This is a genomic window from Sphaerimonospora mesophila (assembly GCF_001417795.1).
GTDB lineage: Bacteria > Actinomycetota > Actinomycetes > Streptosporangiales > Streptosporangiaceae > Sphaerimonospora > Sphaerimonospora mesophila.
This window is the reverse complement of the sequence record NZ_BCBX01000040.1, coordinates 1-19,637: the sequence shown is the minus strand read 5'-3', so window position 1 is coordinate 19,637 and position 19,637 is coordinate 1. Positions and strand designations below refer to the sequence as shown.

14 protein-coding genes are annotated in these 19,637 nt (G+C 72.1%); 4 read left to right on the top strand and 10 right to left on the bottom strand.

The window, feature by feature from the left end:
* Positions 1–61 precede the first annotated feature (61 nt).
* The 6 genes from AP234_RS21650 to AP234_RS21625 form a co-directional block, all read right to left on the bottom strand.
* Positions 62–784: an ABC transporter ATP-binding protein gene (locus AP234_RS21650; RefSeq protein WP_055481533.1), complete on the bottom strand. Its 723-nt coding sequence runs from the start codon at positions 782–784 to the stop codon at positions 62–64.
* A complete protein-coding gene (locus AP234_RS21645) occupies positions 777–1,739 on the bottom strand; it encodes an ABC transporter ATP-binding protein (RefSeq protein WP_152990557.1) in 963 nt (320 codons plus the stop codon). Before AP234_RS21645 ends, AP234_RS21650 begins: the two co-directional genes overlap by 8 nt.
* Positions 1,723–4,272: an FtsX-like permease family protein gene (locus AP234_RS21640; protein WP_055481532.1), complete on the bottom strand. Its 2,550-nt coding sequence runs from the start codon at positions 4,270–4,272 to the stop codon at positions 1,723–1,725. Before AP234_RS21640 ends, AP234_RS21645 begins: the two co-directional genes overlap by 17 nt.
* Complete coding sequence (locus AP234_RS21635; RefSeq protein WP_055481531.1) at positions 4,269–6,920, bottom strand: FtsX-like permease family protein; 2,652 nt, start codon at positions 6,918–6,920, stop codon at positions 4,269–4,271. The genes AP234_RS21640 and AP234_RS21635 overlap by 4 nt, the downstream gene beginning before the upstream one ends.
* A gap of 196 nt (positions 6,921–7,116) precedes the next feature.
* Positions 7,117–7,389 carry a 30S ribosomal protein S20 gene (gene rpsT, locus AP234_RS21630; protein ID WP_055481530.1) on the bottom strand — a complete coding sequence of 91 codons (273 nt, stop codon included), beginning with the start codon at positions 7,387–7,389 and terminating at the stop codon, positions 7,117–7,119.
* Between the two features lie 192 nt (positions 7,390–7,581).
* The gene (locus AP234_RS21625; RefSeq protein ID WP_083502313.1) at positions 7,582–8,604 is read right to left on the bottom strand and encodes a glycosyl hydrolase family 18 protein; all 1,023 of its coding nucleotides are present in this window, start codon (positions 8,602–8,604) and stop codon (positions 7,582–7,584) included.
* A gap of 135 nt (positions 8,605–8,739) precedes the next feature.
* Here AP234_RS21625 and lepA point away from each other — a divergent pair, with 135 nt between their 5' ends.
* A complete protein-coding gene (gene lepA, locus AP234_RS21620) occupies positions 8,740–10,569 on the top strand; it encodes a translation elongation factor 4 (RefSeq protein WP_055481697.1) in 1,830 nt (609 codons plus the stop codon).
* Positions 10,570–10,681: 112 nt separating this feature from the next.
* On the opposite strand, the gene AP234_RS21615 is transcribed toward lepA, so the two are convergent.
* The 3 genes from AP234_RS21615 to AP234_RS21605 all read right to left on the bottom strand — a co-directional run bounded on the left by AP234_RS21615 (position 10,682) and on the right by AP234_RS21605 (position 15,620).
* Entirely contained in the window at positions 10,682–13,660 is a 2,979-nt protein-coding gene (locus AP234_RS21615; RefSeq protein WP_055481528.1) for a M48 family metalloprotease, read from the bottom strand.
* Positions 13,657–14,109, bottom strand: coding sequence for a hypothetical protein (locus AP234_RS21610; protein WP_083502311.1), 453 nt, complete (start codon positions 14,107–14,109; stop codon positions 13,657–13,659). Before AP234_RS21610 ends, AP234_RS21615 begins: the two co-directional genes overlap by 4 nt.
* Before the next feature lie 230 nt (positions 14,110–14,339).
* Complete coding sequence (locus tag AP234_RS21605) at positions 14,340–15,620, bottom strand: glycoside hydrolase family 18 protein (protein ID WP_055481526.1); 1,281 nt, start codon at positions 15,618–15,620, stop codon at positions 14,340–14,342.
* A gap of 125 nt (positions 15,621–15,745) precedes the next feature.
* Here AP234_RS21605 and hemW point away from each other — a divergent pair, with 125 nt between their 5' ends.
* Complete coding sequence (gene hemW / locus AP234_RS21600) at positions 15,746–16,975, top strand: radical SAM family heme chaperone HemW (protein ID WP_055481525.1); 1,230 nt, start codon at positions 15,746–15,748, stop codon at positions 16,973–16,975.
* An 81-nt stretch (positions 16,976–17,056) separates the two neighbouring features.
* Here hemW and AP234_RS21595 read toward each other — a convergent pair whose 3' ends face one another.
* On the bottom strand, positions 17,057–17,824 hold the full coding sequence (locus AP234_RS21595) for a TetR/AcrR family transcriptional regulator (protein ID WP_055481524.1): 768 nt from the start codon (positions 17,822–17,824) through the stop codon (positions 17,057–17,059).
* A gap of 51 nt (positions 17,825–17,875) precedes the next feature.
* On the opposite strand from AP234_RS21595, the gene AP234_RS21590 reads away from it, so the two are divergent.
* Entirely contained in the window at positions 17,876–18,841 is a 966-nt protein-coding gene (locus AP234_RS21590) for an ATP-binding cassette domain-containing protein (protein ID WP_055481523.1), read from the top strand.
* Positions 18,838–19,614, top strand: coding sequence for an ABC transporter permease (locus tag AP234_RS21585; RefSeq protein WP_055481522.1), 777 nt, complete (start codon positions 18,838–18,840; stop codon positions 19,612–19,614). The genes AP234_RS21590 and AP234_RS21585 overlap by 4 nt, the downstream gene beginning before the upstream one ends.
* The last annotated feature ends 23 nt before the right edge of the window (positions 19,615–19,637 follow it).

Here is a 19,637-nt window from a genome sequence, read left to right as displayed (position 1 = left end):
ACGGCACCCGCAACAGGCATCACACATCAGATATCGGGCGTCAGGCGTCAGGTATCAGATATCAGGCGGGGGCGGAGAGCGTGCCGTCGCGGAGTTCGAGTACGCGGTCGGCCAGGGCCATCAGGCTGAGGTCGTGGGTGGCGACGACGGCGGTGACCCCCTGGTCGTGCACCAGGGCGCGCAGCAGCTCCATGATCTGGCGGGCCGTCTCGGAGTCCAGCTGCCCGGTGGGCTCGTCCGCGATGAGCAGACGCGGCCGGTTGGCCAGCGCGCGGGCGATCGCCACCCGCTGCTGCTGCCCTCCGGACAGCTCGTAGGGCCGCTGCTCGGCGTGATCCCGCAGCCCCACCAGCGCGAGCAGGGTGCGCACCCGGTCCTCTCGTTCGCGTGCGGGCAGCCGCGCGAGCCGGAGCGGCACCCCCACGTTCTCGGCCGCCGACAGCACCGGGACCAGCCCGAACGACTGGAAGACGAACCCGATGACGTCCCGGCGCAACCCGGCGAGCTCCTGCTCCGGCAGATCGGTGACCGGCCGCCCGTCGACGGCGACCCGCCCGGCGTCCGGCCGGTCGAGCCCGCCGACCAGGTTGAGCAGGGTCGTCTTGCCCGACCCCGATCTCCCGCGTACGGCCACGAGCTCGCCGGGGAAGGCCTGGAAGGAGGCCTCGCGCAGCGCGGTGACCTTCCGCCGGCCCTTCCGATAGGTCTTGCTCAGGCCCTCCACCACCACGAGCGGCCCGTCCGTCCCGAGGCCGTTCCCACGGCCGTCCCCGAGGTCACTCATCCGGCTCGCCTTCCTCGTCAGAGGGCCACACGCCGATGTGGTCGCGCTCCAGCTCCAGCCTGACCCGGCGCTCCATGCTCAGCGCGTGCATGAACTCACGCGGCAGCTGCAGGCGGCCCGCCCGGTCGAGCACCGCGTACTCCTGGGCGGTCACCCCGCCGTCTCCGGACGTCCGGCGCAGCGTCTCGCTCGACGTGCGCCCGTCGCGGATGCCGATGGTCCGGTCCACCTGCTCGGACACCAGGGCGTCGTGCGTCACCACGACGACGGTGACCCCGAGCTCCCGGTTGACCTCGCGCAGGGCGGCGAAGACCTGCTCGGAGCTCTCGCTGTCGAGCTCGCCGGTCGGCTCGTCGGCCAGGAGCACCTCGGGAGAGTTGGCCAGGGCCACGGCGACGGCGATCCGCTGCTGCTGGCCGCCGGACAGCTCGTCCGGCCGCAGACCGGCGCAGTCGGCCAGCCCGAGCAGCTCCAGCAGTTCGTCGGCCCGCGCCCTGCCCGCCCGGCGGCGGCCGGCCAGCCGCATCGGCAGCAGTACGTTCTCCCGGGCCGTGAGGTAGGGCAGGAGGTTGCGGGCGGTCTGCTGCCAGATGAAGCCCACGACGAAGCGGCGGAACCGGAGCCGGTCGCGTGGGCTCATCGACAGCAGGTACATCCCCGCCACCCTCGCCAGTCCCGCCGTGGGCACGTCCAGCCCCGACAGCACGTTGAGCAGGGTCGACTTCCCCGACCCGGACGCGCCGACGATCGCGACCAGCTCGCCCTTGTCGATCAGCAGGTCGAGGCCCTGCAGGGCGACCACCTCGACGGTCGAGCCCCGCCCGCCCCTGGCTCCCCTGGGCGCGTCGCCGGTCTTGTAGATGCGCACCAGGTTGTCGCACACGATGTGGGCGTGTTCGCCGAAGGCCGCCTGCGGGCGGCCGGCCCGCGCCTCCAGCTCAGACAGATTTCGCACGACTGCCTCCCAGATAGGCGCAGGCCAGGGCGATGAGTACGACACCGGCGGCCGGCGGCAGCGCGGAGGCCGGGGAGATCTGGAGGGGGCCGCCGCCCGGGCCGGTGAAGGCGGACAGATCGACGCCGGGTCCGAGCAGCGCGGGCAGGCCGAGGCCGAGCACGACACCGGCGCAGGTCGTGAGAAGCAGCAGCGGAGCGACCTCCAGCACCGTGACCGTTCTGGCCTGCCCGGTGGTGAGGCCGAGCGTGCCGAGCAGCCGGAGCGCCCGGGATCGCTCCCGCCCCTGGGACACGAACGCGATGCCCGCCGCGATCAGCGCGTACCCCGCGAGCGCGAGCGACGCCACGCGCAGCGCGGTGACGAGAGCGGAGTTGAGCGATGCGCCGTGGATCCGGTCCGACTCCTCCTCGACCGTGGTGATCACTGTTCCGGTCGCGGCGGCCGCCCGCACCGCCGCCTTGACCGCCGCGGCGTCCCCGTTCACGAACAACGTGTTGATCTGTTGCCGGTGCGGCGCCGGGATGACGATGAGGTCGCCGCCGTCGGTGGTCACCCCGGGCAGGGCGGAGACGGCGCCTCGATTGACCACGGTCAGCCGCTCCGGCCAGCCGATCTCGAACCTCGGCATGGCGGCGAGACCGGGCGAGACGAGCGCGTCCCTTCCTTCGGCGGCGCCCGTGTCCTCGGCAGTGCCCGTGTCCCCGGAAACGCCTGTGTCTCCGGGATCCGCCGGAAGCGGCGCGGCGAGGCCGGGCGGGAGGGCCACCGGGCCGTCCTCCAGCAGCCGGCCATAGGCGTCCAGGTCGATCGCGACCACGGTGGCCCGGCGACCGCCGAAGCCGACCTCCGCCGTGGTCTCTCCGATGGCAGCGGGCACCACCCCGTGCACCCCCGGGGCACGGCGGATCCGGTCCACCAGGTCCGGCGGGATGCCGTCAACGCGTTTCACCTGGATCTCGGCGCCCACGGTCTGCCAGGCCGCCAGCCGCTGCGCGCTCTCCAGGCCGTCGGCCGTGGCCGCGCCGTACGCGCCGATCGCGAGTGCGGGGAGCAGCGTGAGCACCGGCAGGGCGGCGCCGGACGCGGCCCGTGCCGCCATGGTCAGGCCGAGGTACGGCGCGGCGCCGCGGCGTCGCGCGGCCAGCAGCAGGAGCGGCCGGAGCAGCAGCGGATAGACGCGGAGCGCGACCAGCGCGGCGGCCAGCGCGAGCAGCGGGGGCGCCAGCACCAGGAAGGGGTCGCCGGTGCCGAGCCCTCGGGTCCGCAGCAGTTGGACGCCGATCACCCCGAGCGTGATCACCAGGATCTCCAGGGTGATCCGGCGGGGGTCGGTCCGTGCGGCCACGATGTCGTCCCGGCGCTCCTCCAGCGGCCGGCGGTGCGCGCGAGCCACCCACGTCACGGCGAAGGCGACCGCCGCCAGGGCGAGCATCGGCGGGCCGAGGTGCACGACCGGCGTCGCCGGGCCCGGCACCAGACCGCCGGCCGCATAACCGGCCAGTGCCGCCGGGCAGGCGGCGATCGCGGCCACCACGCCGCCCGCCGCAGCGAGGTGCGGCAGCGAGGCCCCCCGGGCCCGCATCAGCGACAGATCCGACCGCATCCGGTCGGCGAGGAGCCGTACGGCGAGCGCGATCGCGCCGAGGCAGACCATCGCGAGCCCGCCCAGGAGCACCGCGACCAGCGCCCGGGCGGCCGCGAGCCTGTCCAGGTACCGGGGGAGGATGCGGTCGAGGCTGGTGAAGGGCCCGACGCCCTCGTCGAGCAGGCGGCGGTTGAAGCCGGGGATGCCGGACAGCACGTCTTCGGCATTGCGCGCGGTGACCTTCGCCGGGTCCACCATGATGGTCCAGCGGTAGAAGAGGCGCTGTTCCGCCGCGGCGAGGCCGTCGCCGTCGGTGATGCCGGTGAGGATCAGGTCGTCCTCCGGTGACCCGACCGTGCGCTTCCGCTCGACGCCGGTCAGCTGGGCGTGGTGCGCCCAGAACCCGGACGTCGCCGAGCCGAGCGGTTCGAAGAGGCCGGTGACCTTCGCCGTGAGCTCGCCGAGCCGGATCTCGTCCCCCGTCTCGACGTCGAACTCGGCGGCGGCGCTCGCGGCGAGCGCGATCTCGAAGCTCTTGCCCTGGCGCGGTCCGGGGGGGACCCCTTCGACGTACCGGATTCGCTCGTCGACCTCGAAGACCCACATCAGGGCGAGATATCGGTGCATCTTGCCCGTGATCGGCAATGTGGTGCCGAAACTCATGAGCCGTGTGGGGTCGGCCACGTTCCGCATCGCGGGGGGCAGCATGCCACGCCACCGCGTGTCGCCCTCGATGACCTGTGCCACGCTGTCGCCGTACTTTCCGTCCCAGGTGACGCCGAGCGCGGTCGACGTCGGCGGAGACTGCGCCAGCGTGTCGTGCGCGCCGCCGTCGAACGACGCCTCCAGGGTCCGGGGGAGGGCGGAGGCGAGCAGGGAGGCGCTGAGGACCAGCCCGGCGAGCAGCGCCGAGATCCGTCGGTGCGCCGCCGCCAACCGGATCATCGGTCCGCTCCCGAGTTCAGCATGCCGCCGGGCCCCCGCCGGTGCAGCGACCACCCGAGCCCGGCGACCACCGCGAGGAGAGGCACCGCGACCGCGACGACGAGAACGGCCACCGAGGGCCAGGGGATGTCCAGCAGCACGGGTGGCGTGACGGCCGAGGTCTGACCGGTGAGGACGATGGCGGGCACGACGGCCGCGGCGACCACGATGGCGAGCAGCACCCCGCCCGTCAGCGACGAGGCGATGACGAACGACTGCTCGGCCATGAGCAGGCCGAGCGTCTGCCCGAAGGTCACGCCGAGCGCCTTGAACAGGGCGAACTCCGTCGCACGCGCACGGGCGGAGGCCACCGCGCTGATGAGGAAGCCGAGCCCGGCGAAGACGAGGGCGGCGACGAAACCGAGGGTGAGCGCCCCGCGCAGTCCGTCGGCGAGCGGGTCGTCGCCGAGCCGGCGCGTCAGCGTGCCCAGGTCGGTCACGGTCACCACCGGGTCGCGCGCCAGTGCGGCGGCGGCCGCCGAGGTGTCGTGCCCGGCGACGGACAGCCACCACTCCGTGGCCTCCTGCCGGACGCCGGCGGCGCGCAGCGCCGAGAGGTCGGCGAGCACGGCCGGGGCGGCCGCCGAGGTGCCGGGCAGCGCCTCGACCCTGCCTACCACCCGGACCGGCACCACGGCCGTGCCGATCGCCAGCCGCCGCGGTGACGGCAGTCCGGCGGTGAGCACGACGGGCACCTCGGCTCCGGTCCGCCGCAGGCGATCGGCGAGGACGGCGAGGGGTACGTCCGACAGGTCGGGACGCAGCAGCATGATCTCGTCCAGCCGGGCCGTGTCGGCCGCGAGCAGGGTGACCTCGGCTCCGTCCAGGTTCGCCGTACTGCGGTTGACCGGGGTGGCCGCCGTCGCGCCGTCCACGGGGGGCGGCTCGCGGCCCGTGTCGCCGGGCGGCACGGTCACGCGCAAATCGGCCCCGGCAAGGTGTCTGGCCTGGTCCTCCTGGGAGGTCCGCCAGGTGGCGGCCGTGATGAGGGAGAGCACGGCGATCGCCACCGCCGTGGTCAGCAGCAGCGCCGGGCCGCCGTAGCGTGTGGGGCGCCGGCTCACCTGGGCCGCTCCGACGAAGGGCGCGAACCGGAGACCGCGCGCGGTGACCCGCTCGAGGAACCGCGACGCCGGCGGCAGCAGGCGCAGGCCGAGCAGACCGCCGCAGAGCAGCGCGGCAGCGGGCCCGACCACGATCAGCGGGTCGACGCCCAGGTCACCGCCGACGGTCCGGGTGGCCGGGCCCCCGTAGCGCCGCAACTGCCAGATGGCGAGCACGGCCACGATGAGGAGGCCGAGGTCGGCGCCCGCTCGCTGGAGGTTGCCGTACCGCGTGCCGCGCCCCCGCGCGCCCTGCTCCTCGACGTACGTGCGCCGGGCCGATCCGACGGCGGGCAGCGCCACGAGCAGCGCGCAGGCCAGCGCCGCGATCGCCGCGACGGCGAACGTCCCCGGGGCGGGCGGCAGCCGTACGGCACGGGCCGGCGCGCCGATCAGGTGGAGGAGCGGCGGTGCCAGGAACGGCGCCGCGACGGCGCAGGGCAGCGCGACCAGCAGCGCCTCCTGCCCGGCCAGTGCGGCCAGGCGCACCGAGCCGCCGCCCCTCGCCCGCAGCAGCGCGACCTCCATCCGGCGGCGATCGGCCAGCAGCCGTGCGGTGAGCGTCAGTGTGTAGGCGGCGAGCACCAGCAGTTGCAGGACCGGCACCAGCATCGTCGAGCGGGCGACCATGGCGGCCTGGTCGAGCTGGGTGAGCATGTCGGGCAACCGGCTGGAGACCGTGCAGGCGGGACATTCCCTCCCGAGCACCGGGCCGATGGCGGACACCGAGGCGGCGAGCGGCCGGAGGCCGTGCAGCGGGAGACCGCTCAGTTGGGGAACGGTCCGCCAGGTCGCCGAGACGCCGGTGGTGAAGCGGTCGAGGAAAGTGCCGGCCGACACGACGAGCGGGCCGTAGGTGGTGTAGTCACCGATCTCGACGCCCGCCCGCAGCAGCCGGTCGTCGGCCCAGGGGTCGTCGGCGGAGCCGCCGGGCCGGAACACGCCGGTCACCCGGGCCCGGACCGGCCGCCCGTCGAGCCGGCCGACGACGGTCAGCTCGGCGCCCGTCGTCACGTGCATCAGCCGCGCGGCGGCCTCGGACACCGCGACCTCGACGGCGCCCTGCCCCGTGGCCGCCCCCGTGGTGTCGGAGGGCCACCTCCCGGTGAGGAGCGAGGCGTGGGAGCCGAGATCCTGATAGGTGGCGAACCTGGTCAGCTCGGGGTGTTCGGCACGCTCCTGACCCGGCATCGCGTAGGAGTCGGAGCGGGCGCTCGATGCGACCCGTACGGGAACGCCGCCGTATCCGCCGGCGACCCGCTCACGGATCAGCCGGTCGACTTGGGAGAAATCTCCGGCCCTGACCGAGGTGGTGACCGTGGTCGCCCTGAGGTCGAGCGCGGCCGTCTCCATGGCCTGCCGGACACCCGCTTCGGTCACCGACCCCGCGTAGGAGGCGAGGGCGACGAGCGTGGTGGTCGCGAGCAGGATCGCACCGAAGGCGGCGAGCAGCAGCAGGGGCTCGCCCGACGCCCGCCGGAAGGCCAACGGCGCGCGTCCCCCCATGACCATCCTCGAACTCTTGGAGCCACTGATTTTCGCCAACACTAGGGCAAATCAGTGGATCATCGCGAGCCTTTTCGGTCGCGCTGAAATCTCTCCGAGAGGTCGCGATCTTCTGCCGAGTACGGAATCTTCCGCCGGACACCAGAACGCCGCACCCCGATGCACGGGATGCGGCGGCGTGGTGTCGCGGAGGACGTTACTTGGCTGCCTGCAGGGCGGCGGCACGCTGGGCGATCGCCGACTTGCGGTTGGCGGCCTGGTTCTTGTGAATGACGCCCTTGCTGACGGCCTTGTCGAGCTGACGGGAGGCGGCCCGCAGAAGGACGGTGGCCTCTTCCACGTTGCCCTGGTCTGCGGCCTCGCGGAACCTGCGGACCGCGGTCTTCAGGGAAGACTTGACGGCCTTGTTGCGCAGCCGACGCTTCTCGTTCTGCCGGTTGCGCTTGATCTGGGACTTGATGTTCGCCACGAAGAAAGCCTCGGTGTGAAGTCTTGGTCGGATGGGCGCGCGGGCTTGAGAGAGGGCGCGCCACACGCAGTTCAACAGGATACCCATAGCCGGGCCCGACGCTCAAATCACACCGCCGGGCCTTGCGGGCGGATCCATGCTATCGCGGCGCCGGCCTGCGGACGGGGTGAACATCCCGGTCGGCGCGGGCCGTCAGCGAGGGTCGACCCAGGCCGTCCGATATTCCCTCCAGTCCTCCTCGGTGGCGGCGAAGTCGACGTACAGCGCCAGGCCGATCCTGGTCCTCGGGCCGTGCCCGGTCAGCGCGAGCCGGGTGCCGTCGGCGGCGGCCGCCACGCTCTCGGCGGCGTCGCCCCAGGAGATCCCGTGGTCGTGATAGGCCGGAGCCCCGATGAGCAGGGTCTTGTCCTCGGGCACCAGGTCCATCGCGATCTCGGCCTGCCGTACGACGAATCCGCCGTAGAGGGACTGCAGCGGCGTGCCCGAGTCGTAGGTCATGATCGCCACCTGGTCGGTCAGTTCGGCGACCTGGCGGAAGTAGTCCGGCGACCAGTACTTGTCGTGCCCGATCGCCAGCCGGGCCGGGTGGCGCAGCCCGGGGAACGGCTCGATCTGCTGGGTGGCGGTCGTCAGCGGTTTCGTCCCGATCGCCTGCCGCGTCTCCCGCAGCGTGCTCAGAAACGCCCCGCTCTCGTCGGGCACCGGCTCGAAGTCGTAGTGGATGCCGTCGAAGCCCAGGTCGATCAGTGCCCGCGCGCCCGCGACGATCCGCTTCCGCGCCTGAGGGTCGGCGAGATCCAGTCGCGGGTCGTCGTCCGCGCCCACTTTCTGACCGAGCCAGGCCGAGACCCGAACCCCCGGCAGCCGCTCATGCCACCATTTCAGGAAATTTCGCGCATGGGGGTACTTCTCAGGTCGCAGGGTGCCGTCGTAGGACAACGGCCCGCTGTGCACGTACACGTCCCTGATCCCGGTCCCGCGCAGCCGTACGGCCAGGGCGTCCACATCGGCCGCCGTGCGGCGGCCGTCCACCCACGCGTGCCCCATCCACAGCGCGTCGTGCCCGGTCGTCTTCGCCCAGGAAGCGGGGGCGCCGGCGAACTTCCAGCGCAGCACGCCCGTCGCCGCGAGGCCGAGCAGTACGAGCACGGCCGCCACGAGGGCGGCCCACCGTAAGAGGCGCGAGACCAGCCGGAGAACCCGTCTGGTGGTCATGGCAAGCATCCGGACATGCCACCATGGAGGGTGGTGGGTCCGCCAGCCCGCCTGATGGAAAGGCCGGACGCCCGCGAGGCGGGACGGCCCGACCTGATACCCGATCTTGTCAAGCCCTTGTTGAAACGGACCTCGGTGCGCACTCAGCCTGGCCAGACCGACCCCGCGTTGATCCGGAACTTCTGCATCATCGCGCACATCGACCATGGCAAGTCCACACTCGCCGACCGCATGCTGCAACTCACCGGCGTGGTGGACGAGAGGTCGATGCGCGCGCAGTACCTGGACCGGATGGACATCGAGCGGGAACGCGGCATCACGATCAAGTCCCAGGCCGTCCGGCTCCCCTGGAACGGCCACGTCCTCAACATGATCGACACTCCGGGCCACGTGGACTTCACCTACGAGGTGTCCCGCTCCCTGGAGGCGTGCGAGGGCGCGATCCTGCTCGTCGACGCCGCACAGGGCATCGAGGCGCAGACGCTGGCCAACCTCTACCTGGCCATGAACGCCGACCTGCACATCATCCCGGTGCTCAACAAGATCGACCTGCCCGCCGCGCAGCCGGACAAGTACGCCGAGGAGATCGCCGGCCTCATCGGCTGCGATCCCGGAGACGTGCTGCGGGTGTCCGGCAAGACCGGGGTGGGGGTCAAGGAGCTGCTCGACCACGTGGTGGAGCACGTCCCCGCGCCCGTGGGGGACGCGGGGGCGGCCGCCCGCGCCCTGATCTTCGACTCGGTCTACGACACCTATCGCGGCGTCGTGACGTACGTCAGGGTCGTCGACGGGCACCTGTCCAAGCGCGAGCGGGTCCTGATGATGTCGACCGGCGCCCAGCACGAGCTGCTGGAGATCGGCGTCATCGCGCCCGAGCCCCGGCCGTCCGACCAGGGCCTCGGCGTCGGCGAGGTGGGATATCTGATCACCGGGGTGAAGGACGTCCGCCAGTCCCGGGTGGGTGACACGGTCACCAGCGCGGTCAAGTCGGCCGCCGAGCCGCTGGGCGGCTACGAGCATCCCAAGCCGATGGTCTTCTCCGGGCTCTATCCGGTCGACGGCGACGACTACGCCGAGCTGCGCGACGCGCTCGACAAGCTGCGGCTGAACGACGCCGCGCTCGTCTACGAGCCGGAGACCTCTGCCGCGCTCGGCTTCGGCTTCCGCTGCGGCTTCCTCGGCCTGCTGCACATGGAGATCGTGCGGGAGCGGCTGGAGCGCGAGTTCAATCTGTCGCTGATCTCGACCTCGCCGAACGTCGTCTACCGCGTGGTGATGGAGGACGGCCGGGAGCTCATCGTCACCAACCCCTCCGAGTTCCCCGAGGGGAAGATCGCCCAGATCTTCGAGCCGATGGTGAAGGCCACGCTGCTCGCGCCGGCCGAGTTCATCGGCGGCATCATGGAGCTCTGCCAGGGGCGCCGGGGGCAGCTGCTCGGCATGGACTACCTCTCCGAGGACCGGGTCGAGATCCGCTACACCCTGCCCCTCGGCGAGATCATCTTCGACTTCTTCGACCAGCTCAAGTCGAAGACCCGCGGCTACGCCTCGCTCGACTACGAGCCGCAGGGCGAGCAGGAGGCCGACCTGGTGAAGGTGGACATCCTGCTGCAGGGGGAGGCCGTCGACGCGTTCAGCGCGATCGTCCACCGGGAGAAGGCGTACGGCTACGGCGTCGAGATGGCCAAGAAGCTCAAGGAGCTCATCCCGCGGCAGCAGTTCGAGGTGCCCATCCAGGCGGCCATCGGCGCCCGTGTGATCGCCAGGGAGAACATCCGGGCCATCCGCAAGGACGTGCTGGCCAAGTGCTACGGCGGTGACATCAGCCGTAAGCGCAAGCTGCTGGAGAAGCAGAAGGAAGGCAAGAAGCGGATGAAGATGGTGGGCCGCGTCGAGGTGCCGCAGGAGGCGTTCGTCGCCGCCCTGTCCACCGACTCCGGGCCCGCCGACAAGGGCAAGAAATAGGACGGCGGGCCGGGGGCGAACGTGTCACCGGGGCCCGCCCAATTCGATGATGGGGCTCAACGGCGGCGGTCGGCGCTGAGCTCGGCCACGGCCCCGATCTTCGATCTTCGCCTCAGAGGCGGGGCTGAGGCGGTGCCGTCGGCTCGCCCTCGTAGACGGGGTCGGAGGGATCGTCGATGATCAAATCGACCAGGGTCGAGGTGGCCGTCGCCTGAAAGGACGCGCCCAGGAGCCTGATCATGGACATCCGGAATGCGTCGACGTCTCCACGGTCGACGGCCTGGACGCACTCCGGACCCGCGCTCCTGACGTCCACCCCGAACCGGTGCCAGGATCTCTGTGCCGCCGGGTCGGGGACCTGGAAGTAGACGGGTTCCCAGGCCGCCACGTTCATCATGGCCTGGCACACCGGTCGCATTTCGGCCATGAGATCGGCCGTGCCCTTCGGGGGATTGCCGCGCTCGGCTGAGTCGAGCAGTGCCGTCATCGAGTTGCCGACGCGGGCGGCGTGATCGAGGAGATATCGGCCACCGAGCCGGTACCAGGCGTGGACCTGCTTGCGGCGCATGTCCTGCGAGGCCGGCAGGACCGGCAGGCCCGCCGTCCGCTGAAAGGCGGCCTGCGCGCTGACCGTCACCAGCTTCGCCTTCGTCGAGAACTGCGCCTCGGCATCGGCTGCCATCAGTACGGTCGCGGTCGCGAGAGCCGCACAAGGTAAGCCGGCCGCCGACAGCACTGTGGCGGCGTAGCGTCTTCCGGTCCTGGTGGGCGTGGGGGCCGCGACCGGCCGGGGCACCGGGATGCGGTCCTTCGCGTGGATCGCCGACCAGGCCAGGCGGAACAGGGCCGCCAGAGCCGTGGCCGCCACCGCGCTGACCGGTGCCATGAGCAGTGCGCCGCGCGCGACGAGGCTGAAGGTGCCGCCGCCCTGCAACCGCCGCCAGGCGGGACGCCAGGCGCAGCCGTCGCCCAGCACGCTCAGCGGCTGGATGCATCCGTCGACGGAGATGAGAGCGGTTGCGGCGCCCAGGCCGAGCATCGCGCCGACCCCCGCGGCGATGAGCGCGGTCGGCAGCCGGAAGCGGGCCGAGGCCGCCGCGATGAGGGCGGCGACGAGTGTGCCGGCGGCGATCGCCCACAGTGACCAGATCGCGTAGCTGAAGGCGTACATGCCGCCGCGTTGTCCCGGCTCGGCGTGCAGAGTGTGCATCCATGCCTGGACTGCGGCGACACCGGCGGTCGTGATCGCCGCTCCCATCAGTGCGGGCATGATGGCCTGCCGCAGCGTGGGCGCCTGCCATACCGCCGCCGCGCGCTCCCGGGCGGCGGCGTCCCGTGAGCGCTGCCGGCCGGGTCCGCGTCCGGCCGTACCCGCGGCCCACAGGACAAAGGGCGTGACCCAGGCCGCGACGGCGGCGGCAGGGGTCAGCGGCTGGTACGCCGCGTATCGCAGTACGGCGATCGTCGGGGCCATGACGGCGGTCGTGTCCGGGCGCGCGGCGCCCACGCCGGGGAACCAGTTCACGATGCTCCATCGCAGGCCCGCCGGGTCGTACCAGAATCCGCCGGCGTACACCGCCCCGTGGTAGTTCCACCAGGAGAACCACGCCGAGAGGATCAGCCAGCCAGAGATCAGGCACAGCGCCAGCGGCCATCGCAGCGACCGGCCCGGCCAGGACGCGGCCGCGAGGCGAGCGCACTGAGAGGTCCAGCACGTCACGGCGACCGCGACGGCCACGACCAGCGCCAGCACCCACGACCTGCCGGGCAGCCACATGCCCCCGGTGGTCTGGCCGTTGACCAGCGATCCGGCGATCAGCCCCAGGCCCAGCCACAGTCCGGCCCGCATACCGGTGGGAGCCGGCCGACCCAGCACGGCGGCGCGGACCACCGCCCGCCACAGCACCGCAGTGGCGGCCGCCGCGACCACGGCGGCCGGAACGGCGGCGAGGCCCTGCCCGAGCCAGTCGCTCAGGTCGGCGACGCGAGGTGCGACGTGCCCCAACAGGTGGAAGTTCATCAGTGTGGCGCCGGCGCCGATCAGGAACATCAGCAGTGAACTCACCGCGAAGAGCGGCGCCGGATCGTCGAGGGCGGCACGGCGGATCTCCCGCCTCGGGTGGGTGCGCAGCTGATCCAGCAGGACGCCCGCCAACCGGGACGGGCGCCGGTGCTCGGCCGTCGTGGGCGGCGCGGCCCAGACGTGCTCCAGCGGCGCGCCCCACCGGCCGGCCGTCAGGTCGGCGTACAGCTCCCTGCTGCGCAGCACATCCGCGCGGGCGAGGTGCATCACGATGGCGATGACCACGGGAACGGCCAGATAATGCGTGATCACGACGGCGACCGTTGATCCGATGCCGGTCGCGATGCCGAGCACCCACAGTCCCGACCACCACAGCAGATAGGGGGTGAGGATCAGCACGATGAACGTCCGCCACAGGGCGACGGTGGCGTAGGTGATCGTGAGATCCCGGTTGGCGACGTGGCCGAGTTCGTGCAGGACGACGGCGTCGAACGTCCGCGGGTCGGCGGTGCGGCAGGCGACCAGTCCGCCGTGCAGAAGCAGCCGGGGGCGGCGGTTGGTGCCGAACACCGCGGCGCTCCTGGTGGTCGCGGCCGGCGCGAAGAACAGTTCGGGCACCCGCGCGACACGGCCCGCGGCCAGTTCCTCGATGGGCGCGGCGATCTCGGAACCGCCCGGGACAAGATCCAAACGGATGCAGCGGCCGCGACGCTGCTTCCACAGCGGCAGCAGGATCGTGGCCGCCGCCGCGGTGGCGACGACCACCGCGGGCCCGGCCAGGATCTGCCACAACGGTGGGGGCGGTGCGTACCGGGCCGCGCATGGGAGAAACGCCAGCGCCTGCCCCGTCAAGCGCGTTGCCGCCGCCAGCGTATAAGCGGAGTGATCGACGCCGGCCGCCAACACGCACTCTGCGTAGCCGCCGAGGCGGAGGGCGGACAGTACCGACATCGGCATGTAACCGCTGGCGGTTACGAGCAGGAGCAGCAGCAGAGCGAAACGGGCGTTCGTGCCGGCGCCGAGTATCCGTTCGTCGATTCTGGCCGGGCCGGAATCGACGGTCGTCAACGCGTCTCTCTCACATCGGCATCGCCGTGGAACTCGCCCGGCTCGGCCAGCGCCAGGGAAGCGACGACGCCGTCGGCGATCCGCTTGGCCCGGCCCTGCGACAGCCCGGCCTCAACGGCCGCCACAAGGACCATCTGCCTGACCATCGCCTGCTGCTCGCGGGTGAGGGCGGGGATGACCTCGGGCTCCGCTTTCCGGCGCAGGATGCGCCGCCACAGCGACACCGAGCCGCGCGCCGCCCCCTCCACGGCCGCGTCGGCCAGCTTCTGGCGGGCGCTTTCCAGTGTCAACCACAGCAGCGGGGTCACCAGCGCGACGACGTCGGCGACGCCGAAGCCGAGCGGATCACGCCCCTGCCTGCGTCGGCGCAGCCGGGTCAGCACCTCGGCGTCGCTGTAGCGCAGCAGCCCCTCGACCACGACCGTCTCCTCCGGCGCGCAGTCGGCCACGACCCTGCGTACGACATCACGGACCAGAACCTGAGCGGGCTGTTCGGGCTGGATGGTCGGCCTCCCATCCCGGTGGAAGTTCGCTGACGTCGGAGCGGAATCAGCCTCCTGATCGCGATGCTACAGTCGCCGGCCGCCGTGCATACCGTGATCTCGAAGCGACGCTGAAAAGGGCCGGGGCCGGAGCACATCGGCTCCGGCCCCGGCCGCCCCCCGATATCCGGCCCGGCTCAGCGCAGCACGGAGTAGAGCGCCGAGGTGAGGGACGCCCTGGCGTCGTCCTGGTCGATCGACCACATCATCGAGCCGCCCAGGCCCTTGAGCCTGATGTAGGCGGCCTTCTGGAGCAGGACGGCCGGGTCGTCATAGGACCAGAACTCGTTGCCGTCGTACAGCCACACCGTGCCGGTCAGCAGATCGCGGTAGCGCTTGCCGGGCTTCTTGGCCAGGATCTTGTAGTCCTCCGTGCCGGCCGCCCAGGTGCCGGGGGCGGGCCCGGTGGCCGGCGCGTACAGGCCGTTGCCCTTGGACTTCACCCCGGTCCAGCCCTGGCCGTACGCCGGGACGCCGACCACGATCTTCCGCTTGGGCGCGCCACGGGACACCAGGTCGCGCACGGTCTGGTCGACGCTGTAGCGCACCGGGTTGGGGTCGCGCCTGTCGGTCAGCAGGTTGGCCTGGTGGCCGGTCTGGTTCTCCCAGGTGCCGTGCAGGTCGTAGCCCTGCACGGTCGCGAAGTCGAGCTGGTCGAAGACCTTGCGAACCTCGAAACCTGCGTCGATCTTGGTCGCCGCGGCCGGGAGGAACGCGGTCAGCTCGCTGTCGCGGTCGAACGCCTTCATCTGGCGGCGCAGCTCGGCCGTGAACAGCGTGAAGTTCTGCTTGTCCTCGGGCCGGATGACGTTGCCCTCGTTGCCCTCGGAGCCGGGCCACTCCCAGTCGAGGTCGATGCCGTCGAACACGCCCGCGCCGGCGCCGGGCGGCAGGCCGGGCAGGTTGCCCTTCAGCCAGAGGTCGACACACGAGGCGGCCAGCTGGGTCCGCGCCTCGGGAGTGAGCACCGCGTCGGAGAAGTGCTTCGAGCCGGTCCAGCCGCCCAGCGAGATGAGGACCTTCAGCCCGGGGTGCTTGGCCTTGAGCTTCTTGAGCTGGTTGAGGTTGCCCTTCAGGGCCTGATCCTCGGCGTCGGCCACGCCGTCGACGCTCTGCTCGGCGGGGATGCCGCGCTGCCAGTCCGCCCAGGGGTCGGCTGAGTAGCAGGTGCCCTCCGGGCTCACGAATCCGAAGGCGTAGTTGATGTGGGTCAGCTTGCCTGCGGCCCCGCTGGTCTCCATGTCCTTGACCTGGTAGTTGCGCCCGTAGACGCCCCACTGGATGAAGTAGGCCACGCGCTTGTACCGGTCATGGCCGGTACGTCCCTGTGTCTCCGCCTGGGCCGCCGACGGTACGGCCGTCGCCGCCAGACCGGTGGCGACCGCCACGATAAGGGTCTTCTTGAGAAGCCGGCGCACGTTTCTCCTCAGCTTGCTCGGGGGGTGAATCTATAAGGAAAGTTTCTTATAAATTGAGCAGGATCGTAGACCGCGTGCGTGTGGGGCGTCAATGGCATGTGCGCGGGCGCGGCAGACTGGTAACCGTGCCTTCCGTGCTTCCCGACGGCGACCCCGTCCCCGCCTCCGGCGCGCTGCCGTCCGGGGCGCTGGCCGGGCTGGGCTCCCGCCCGTTCGGCTTCTACGTGCACGTGCCGTTCTGCGTCACCCGCTGCGGCTACTGCGACTTCAACACCTACACGGCCGAGGAACTGGGCCCCGGCGCTTCGCGGCGGGACTACGCGGACACCGTCGTCGAGGAGGTGCGGCTGGCCCGCCGGGTGCTCGGCGACGCGGTGCCCCCCGTCGAGACCGTGTTCTTCGGCGGCGGCACGCCGACGCTGCTGCCCGCTGCCGATCTGGTACGGATCCTCCACGCGATCGGCGCGGAGTTCGGCCTGGCCCCGGGGGCCGAGGTGACCACCGAGGCCAACCCCGAGTCCGTCGACCCGGCGCACCTGGAGACCCTGCGCGGCGGCGGCTTCACCCGGGTGAGCTTCGGCATGCAGAGCGCCGCCGAGCACGTGCTGCGGGTGCTCGACCGCCGGCACACCCCGGGGCGGGCGGCACAGGCCGTACGAGAGGCGCGCGAGGCCGGTTTCGAACACGTCAACCTCGATCTGATCTACGGCACGCCGGGGGAGAGCGACGACGACTGGCGGGCGTCTCTCGACGCGGCGCTGGCGGCCGGCCCCGACCACGTGTCGGCGTACTCGCTGATCGTCGAGGACGGCACCCGGCTGGCCGCCCGCATCCGCCGCGGCGAGCTGCCCATGCCCGATGACGACGTGGCGGCCGACCGCTACCTCATCGCCGAGGAGAAACTGTCCGCCGCCGGGCTGAGCTGGTACGAGATCTCCAACTGGGCCGCGGGGGACGAGGCGCGCTGCCGTCACAACCTGCTCTACTGGAGCGGCGGAGACTGGTGGGGCGCCGGGCCGGGCGCGCACAGCCACGTCGGTGGGACCCGGTGGTGGAACGTCAAACACCCGGCCGCCTACGCCGCCCGCCTCGCCGCGGGCGCGTCGCCCGCCCATGCGCGTGAGGTCCTCGCCCCGGGCGATCGTGCCGTAGAGCGGCTGATGCTGGAGCTGCGTCTGGCGGGCGGCTTCCCGCTGCCCGACCTCGCCCCCGGCGCCCGTACGGCGTGCGCCCGCGCGCTGGCGGACGGGCTGCTGGAGGTCGAGCCGTTCAAGCGCGGCCGGGCCGTGCTCACACTGCGCGGCCGTCTCCTCGCCGACGCACTGACCCGCGACCTCGCCCTCGCCTACGACTGAGGCGGGGGCCGGAAGCCCCGGAGGTCCGGAGGTCCGGGGCCCCGGGCCGCGCCCGATCCCTCGCGCCTGCCGACCGGGCGGCTACTCCCCGTCGCTCCGGTCCCTCAGCGCCCGCCGCCCGATGAGCGCCTCGACGCCGTCGAGCAGCAGATCGAGCCCGAAGCGGAAGTCGTCGTCGCCCACCCAGCCCACGGCGCCCTCCATGACGCCTGAGCGCATCGCCGCCGACAGGGACGGGTAGGTCTCGGGGTCGAGCAGCCCGGTGAGCACCTCGCCGTAGTCGGCGGCCCCGCTGATGCCGGCCTCCTCCATCCGCGGGTCCCCGCCGGTCACGCTCTGGACGAGCGCCGCGTCGGTGAGCGCGTACCCCACCAGTGCGGTCGCCACGTTGATCTTCTCGCCGTCGTCGAGGCCGGTGCCGGCGAGGGCGGCGAGGGCGCGGTCGAGCCACAGCAGCCGGCGCGGACCCATCGGCGGGATGAGCGTGTCGATCGACAGCAGCCAGGGGCGGTCGAGCAGGAGGTCGCGCTGGGTCCGCGTCCAGAGGGCCAGGTAGTCGCGCCACGGCATGCCGTCGGGCTCGGGCGGCAGCGGGGCGGCGCTGTCGGCCATGACCGTGAGCAGGTCTTCCTTGCTGTCGATGTACCGGTAGAGCGCCGTCGTCGCCACCCCCACCCGTGCGGCCACGTTCGCCATGGACACCCCGGCCAGGCCCTCGGCGTCGGCGATCTCGATGGCGGCCGCAATGATCGTGGCCAGGTCGAGCCGCGGTCGTGGCCCCCGGCGCGACACCGGCTCGTGCCCCCACATGCGCCCCAGCACGGACGGCAGCGGCCGTTCCTGCGCCATCGCATCTCCTCCCCTTGACTCGCTCCTAGGATTGTGCATTACCTTGAAACTATGAATTACATACACAGTACGGCATTCACAGATGCCATCCGAGTTCGGGGCCTGACCAAGTCGTTCGGCGCGACCCGGGTGCTCGCCGGGGTCGATCTGACCGTGCCAACGGGCTCGCTGCTCGCCCTGCTGGGTCCGAACGGCTCGGGCAAGACGACCACCGTGCGCATCCTGACCACGCTGCTCGCGCCCGACGGCGGCACCGCCACGGTGGGCGGGAACGACGTGACCCGCGAGGGCGTCGCGGTGCGGCGGATGATCGGGCTGACGTCCCAGCAGGCCACCGTGGACGATCTGCTGACCGGCCGGGAGAACCTGGAGCTGTTCGCCGGCCTCTACCACCTGGGCCGCCGCCGGGCCCGGCAGCGGGCCGCTGAGCTGCTGGAGCGCTTCGACCTGGCCGGGGCCGCGAACCGGCGGGTGGGGACGTACTCGGGCGGCATGCGGCGGCGGCTCGACCTGGCCGCGAGCATGGTGTCCGAGCCGCGCATCCTGTTCCTGGACGAGCCCACGACCGGACTCGACCCGCGCAGCCGGGCCGAGCTGTGGTCGGTGATCCGCGAGCTGCTGGCCTCCGGCACGACCATCCTGCTCACCACGCAGTATCTGGAGGAGGCCGACCGGCTCGCCGACCGGGTGGTGGTGATCGACGGTGGCCGGGTGGTCGCCGACGACTCCCCGGCCGCGCTCAAACGTCAGGTCGGTGCCGAGCGCCTGGTGCTCCACCTGTCCCGGGCCGAGGACGCCCCCCGCGCCCGGGCCGCCCTCGGTGTGCCGGCCCAGGAGACCGCGCTCGCCCATGGCGTCACGTCACCCCACGAGATCACGCTGGCTCTGCGGGGACCCGAGCATCTGCGGTGTGCGCTCAACGCGCTGCGGCGGGCCGGGATCGGCGTCGAGCACGTCGAGCTGCGCACGCCCACGCTCGACGACGTCTTCTTCGAGCTGACGGCGGCCGCGGCATGACCGGCGTGCTCACCGCGGCCGGCGACCTGCGCCGGCTCGTCGTCCGCGACCTGCGCCGTGAGGTGCGCATGCTCGACGGCCTGATCGTCAACACCGCCCTGCCGGTGATCATCATGGTGCTGTTCGTGTACGTCTTCGGCGGCGCCATCACCACCGGCTCCAGCGGCCTGGCGTACCTCGACTTCGTGGTCCCCGCCGTCCTGCTCATGTCCGGCGGGTACGGCGCCGCGCTGACGGCCGTGAACATCGCCGACGACATGACCGACGGCATGATCGACCGGTTCCGCACGCTGCCGATCGGCGGCTGGGTGGTGCCAGCGGGTCACGTCGTCGCCTCGGTGCTCCGTAACGTGGCGGCCTGCGGATTCGCCTTGCTCGCGGCCGTCGTGCTGGGCTTCCGCCCGGACGCGGGGCTCGCCGAGTGGGCGCTGACGCTGGCGTTGCTGATCGGGTACGTGCTGGCCATGTCGGCCCTGGCGGTGCTGTGGGGGCTGCTGGTGAGGTCGACCCAGGCGGCGGGGGCGTTCGGCTTCGTGGTGCTGTTCCTGCCGTACCTGTCGGACGGGGTCGTACCGGCCGAGACCATGCCCGGGGTGCTGCGGGACTTCGCGTCCAACCAGCCGATCACGCCGATCGTGGCGACGTTGCGTGCGCTGCTCCTGGACCGGCCGATGGGGTCGTCCGGTGTGGCGGCGACGCTGTGGCTGGTGGGCGTGGTGGTGGTGAGCACACCGGCGGCGGCCTGGCTGTTCCGCCGGCGGACCTCCGCCTGACCCCGCCTGACCCCGCCTGACCC

Bases quoted from the DNA above. Each gene is read 5' to 3' on its own strand.
- AP234_RS21640 (WP_055481532.1), bottom strand. From the start codon at position 4,272: ATGATCCGGTTGGCGGCGGCGCACCGACGGATCTCGGCGCTGCTCGCC.
- AP234_RS21635 (WP_055481531.1), bottom strand. From the start codon at position 6,920: ATGGGGGGACGCGCGCCGTTGGCCTTCCGGCGGGCGTCGGGCGAGCCC.
- AP234_RS21625 (WP_083502313.1), bottom strand. From the start codon at position 8,604: ATGACCACCAGACGGGTTCTCCGGCTGGTCTCGCGCCTCTTACGGTGG.
- AP234_RS21650 (WP_055481533.1), bottom strand. From the start codon at position 784: ATGAGTGACCTCGGGGACGGCCGTGGGAACGGCCTCGGGACGGACGGG.
- AP234_RS21585 (WP_055481522.1), top strand. From the start codon at position 18,838: ATGACCGGCGTGCTCACCGCGGCCGGCGACCTGCGCCGGCTCGTCGTC.
- AP234_RS21595 (WP_055481524.1), bottom strand. From the start codon at position 17,824: ATGGCGCAGGAACGGCCGCTGCCGTCCGTGCTGGGGCGCATGTGGGGG.
- AP234_RS21590 (WP_055481523.1), top strand. From the start codon at position 17,876: ATGAATTACATACACAGTACGGCATTCACAGATGCCATCCGAGTTCGG.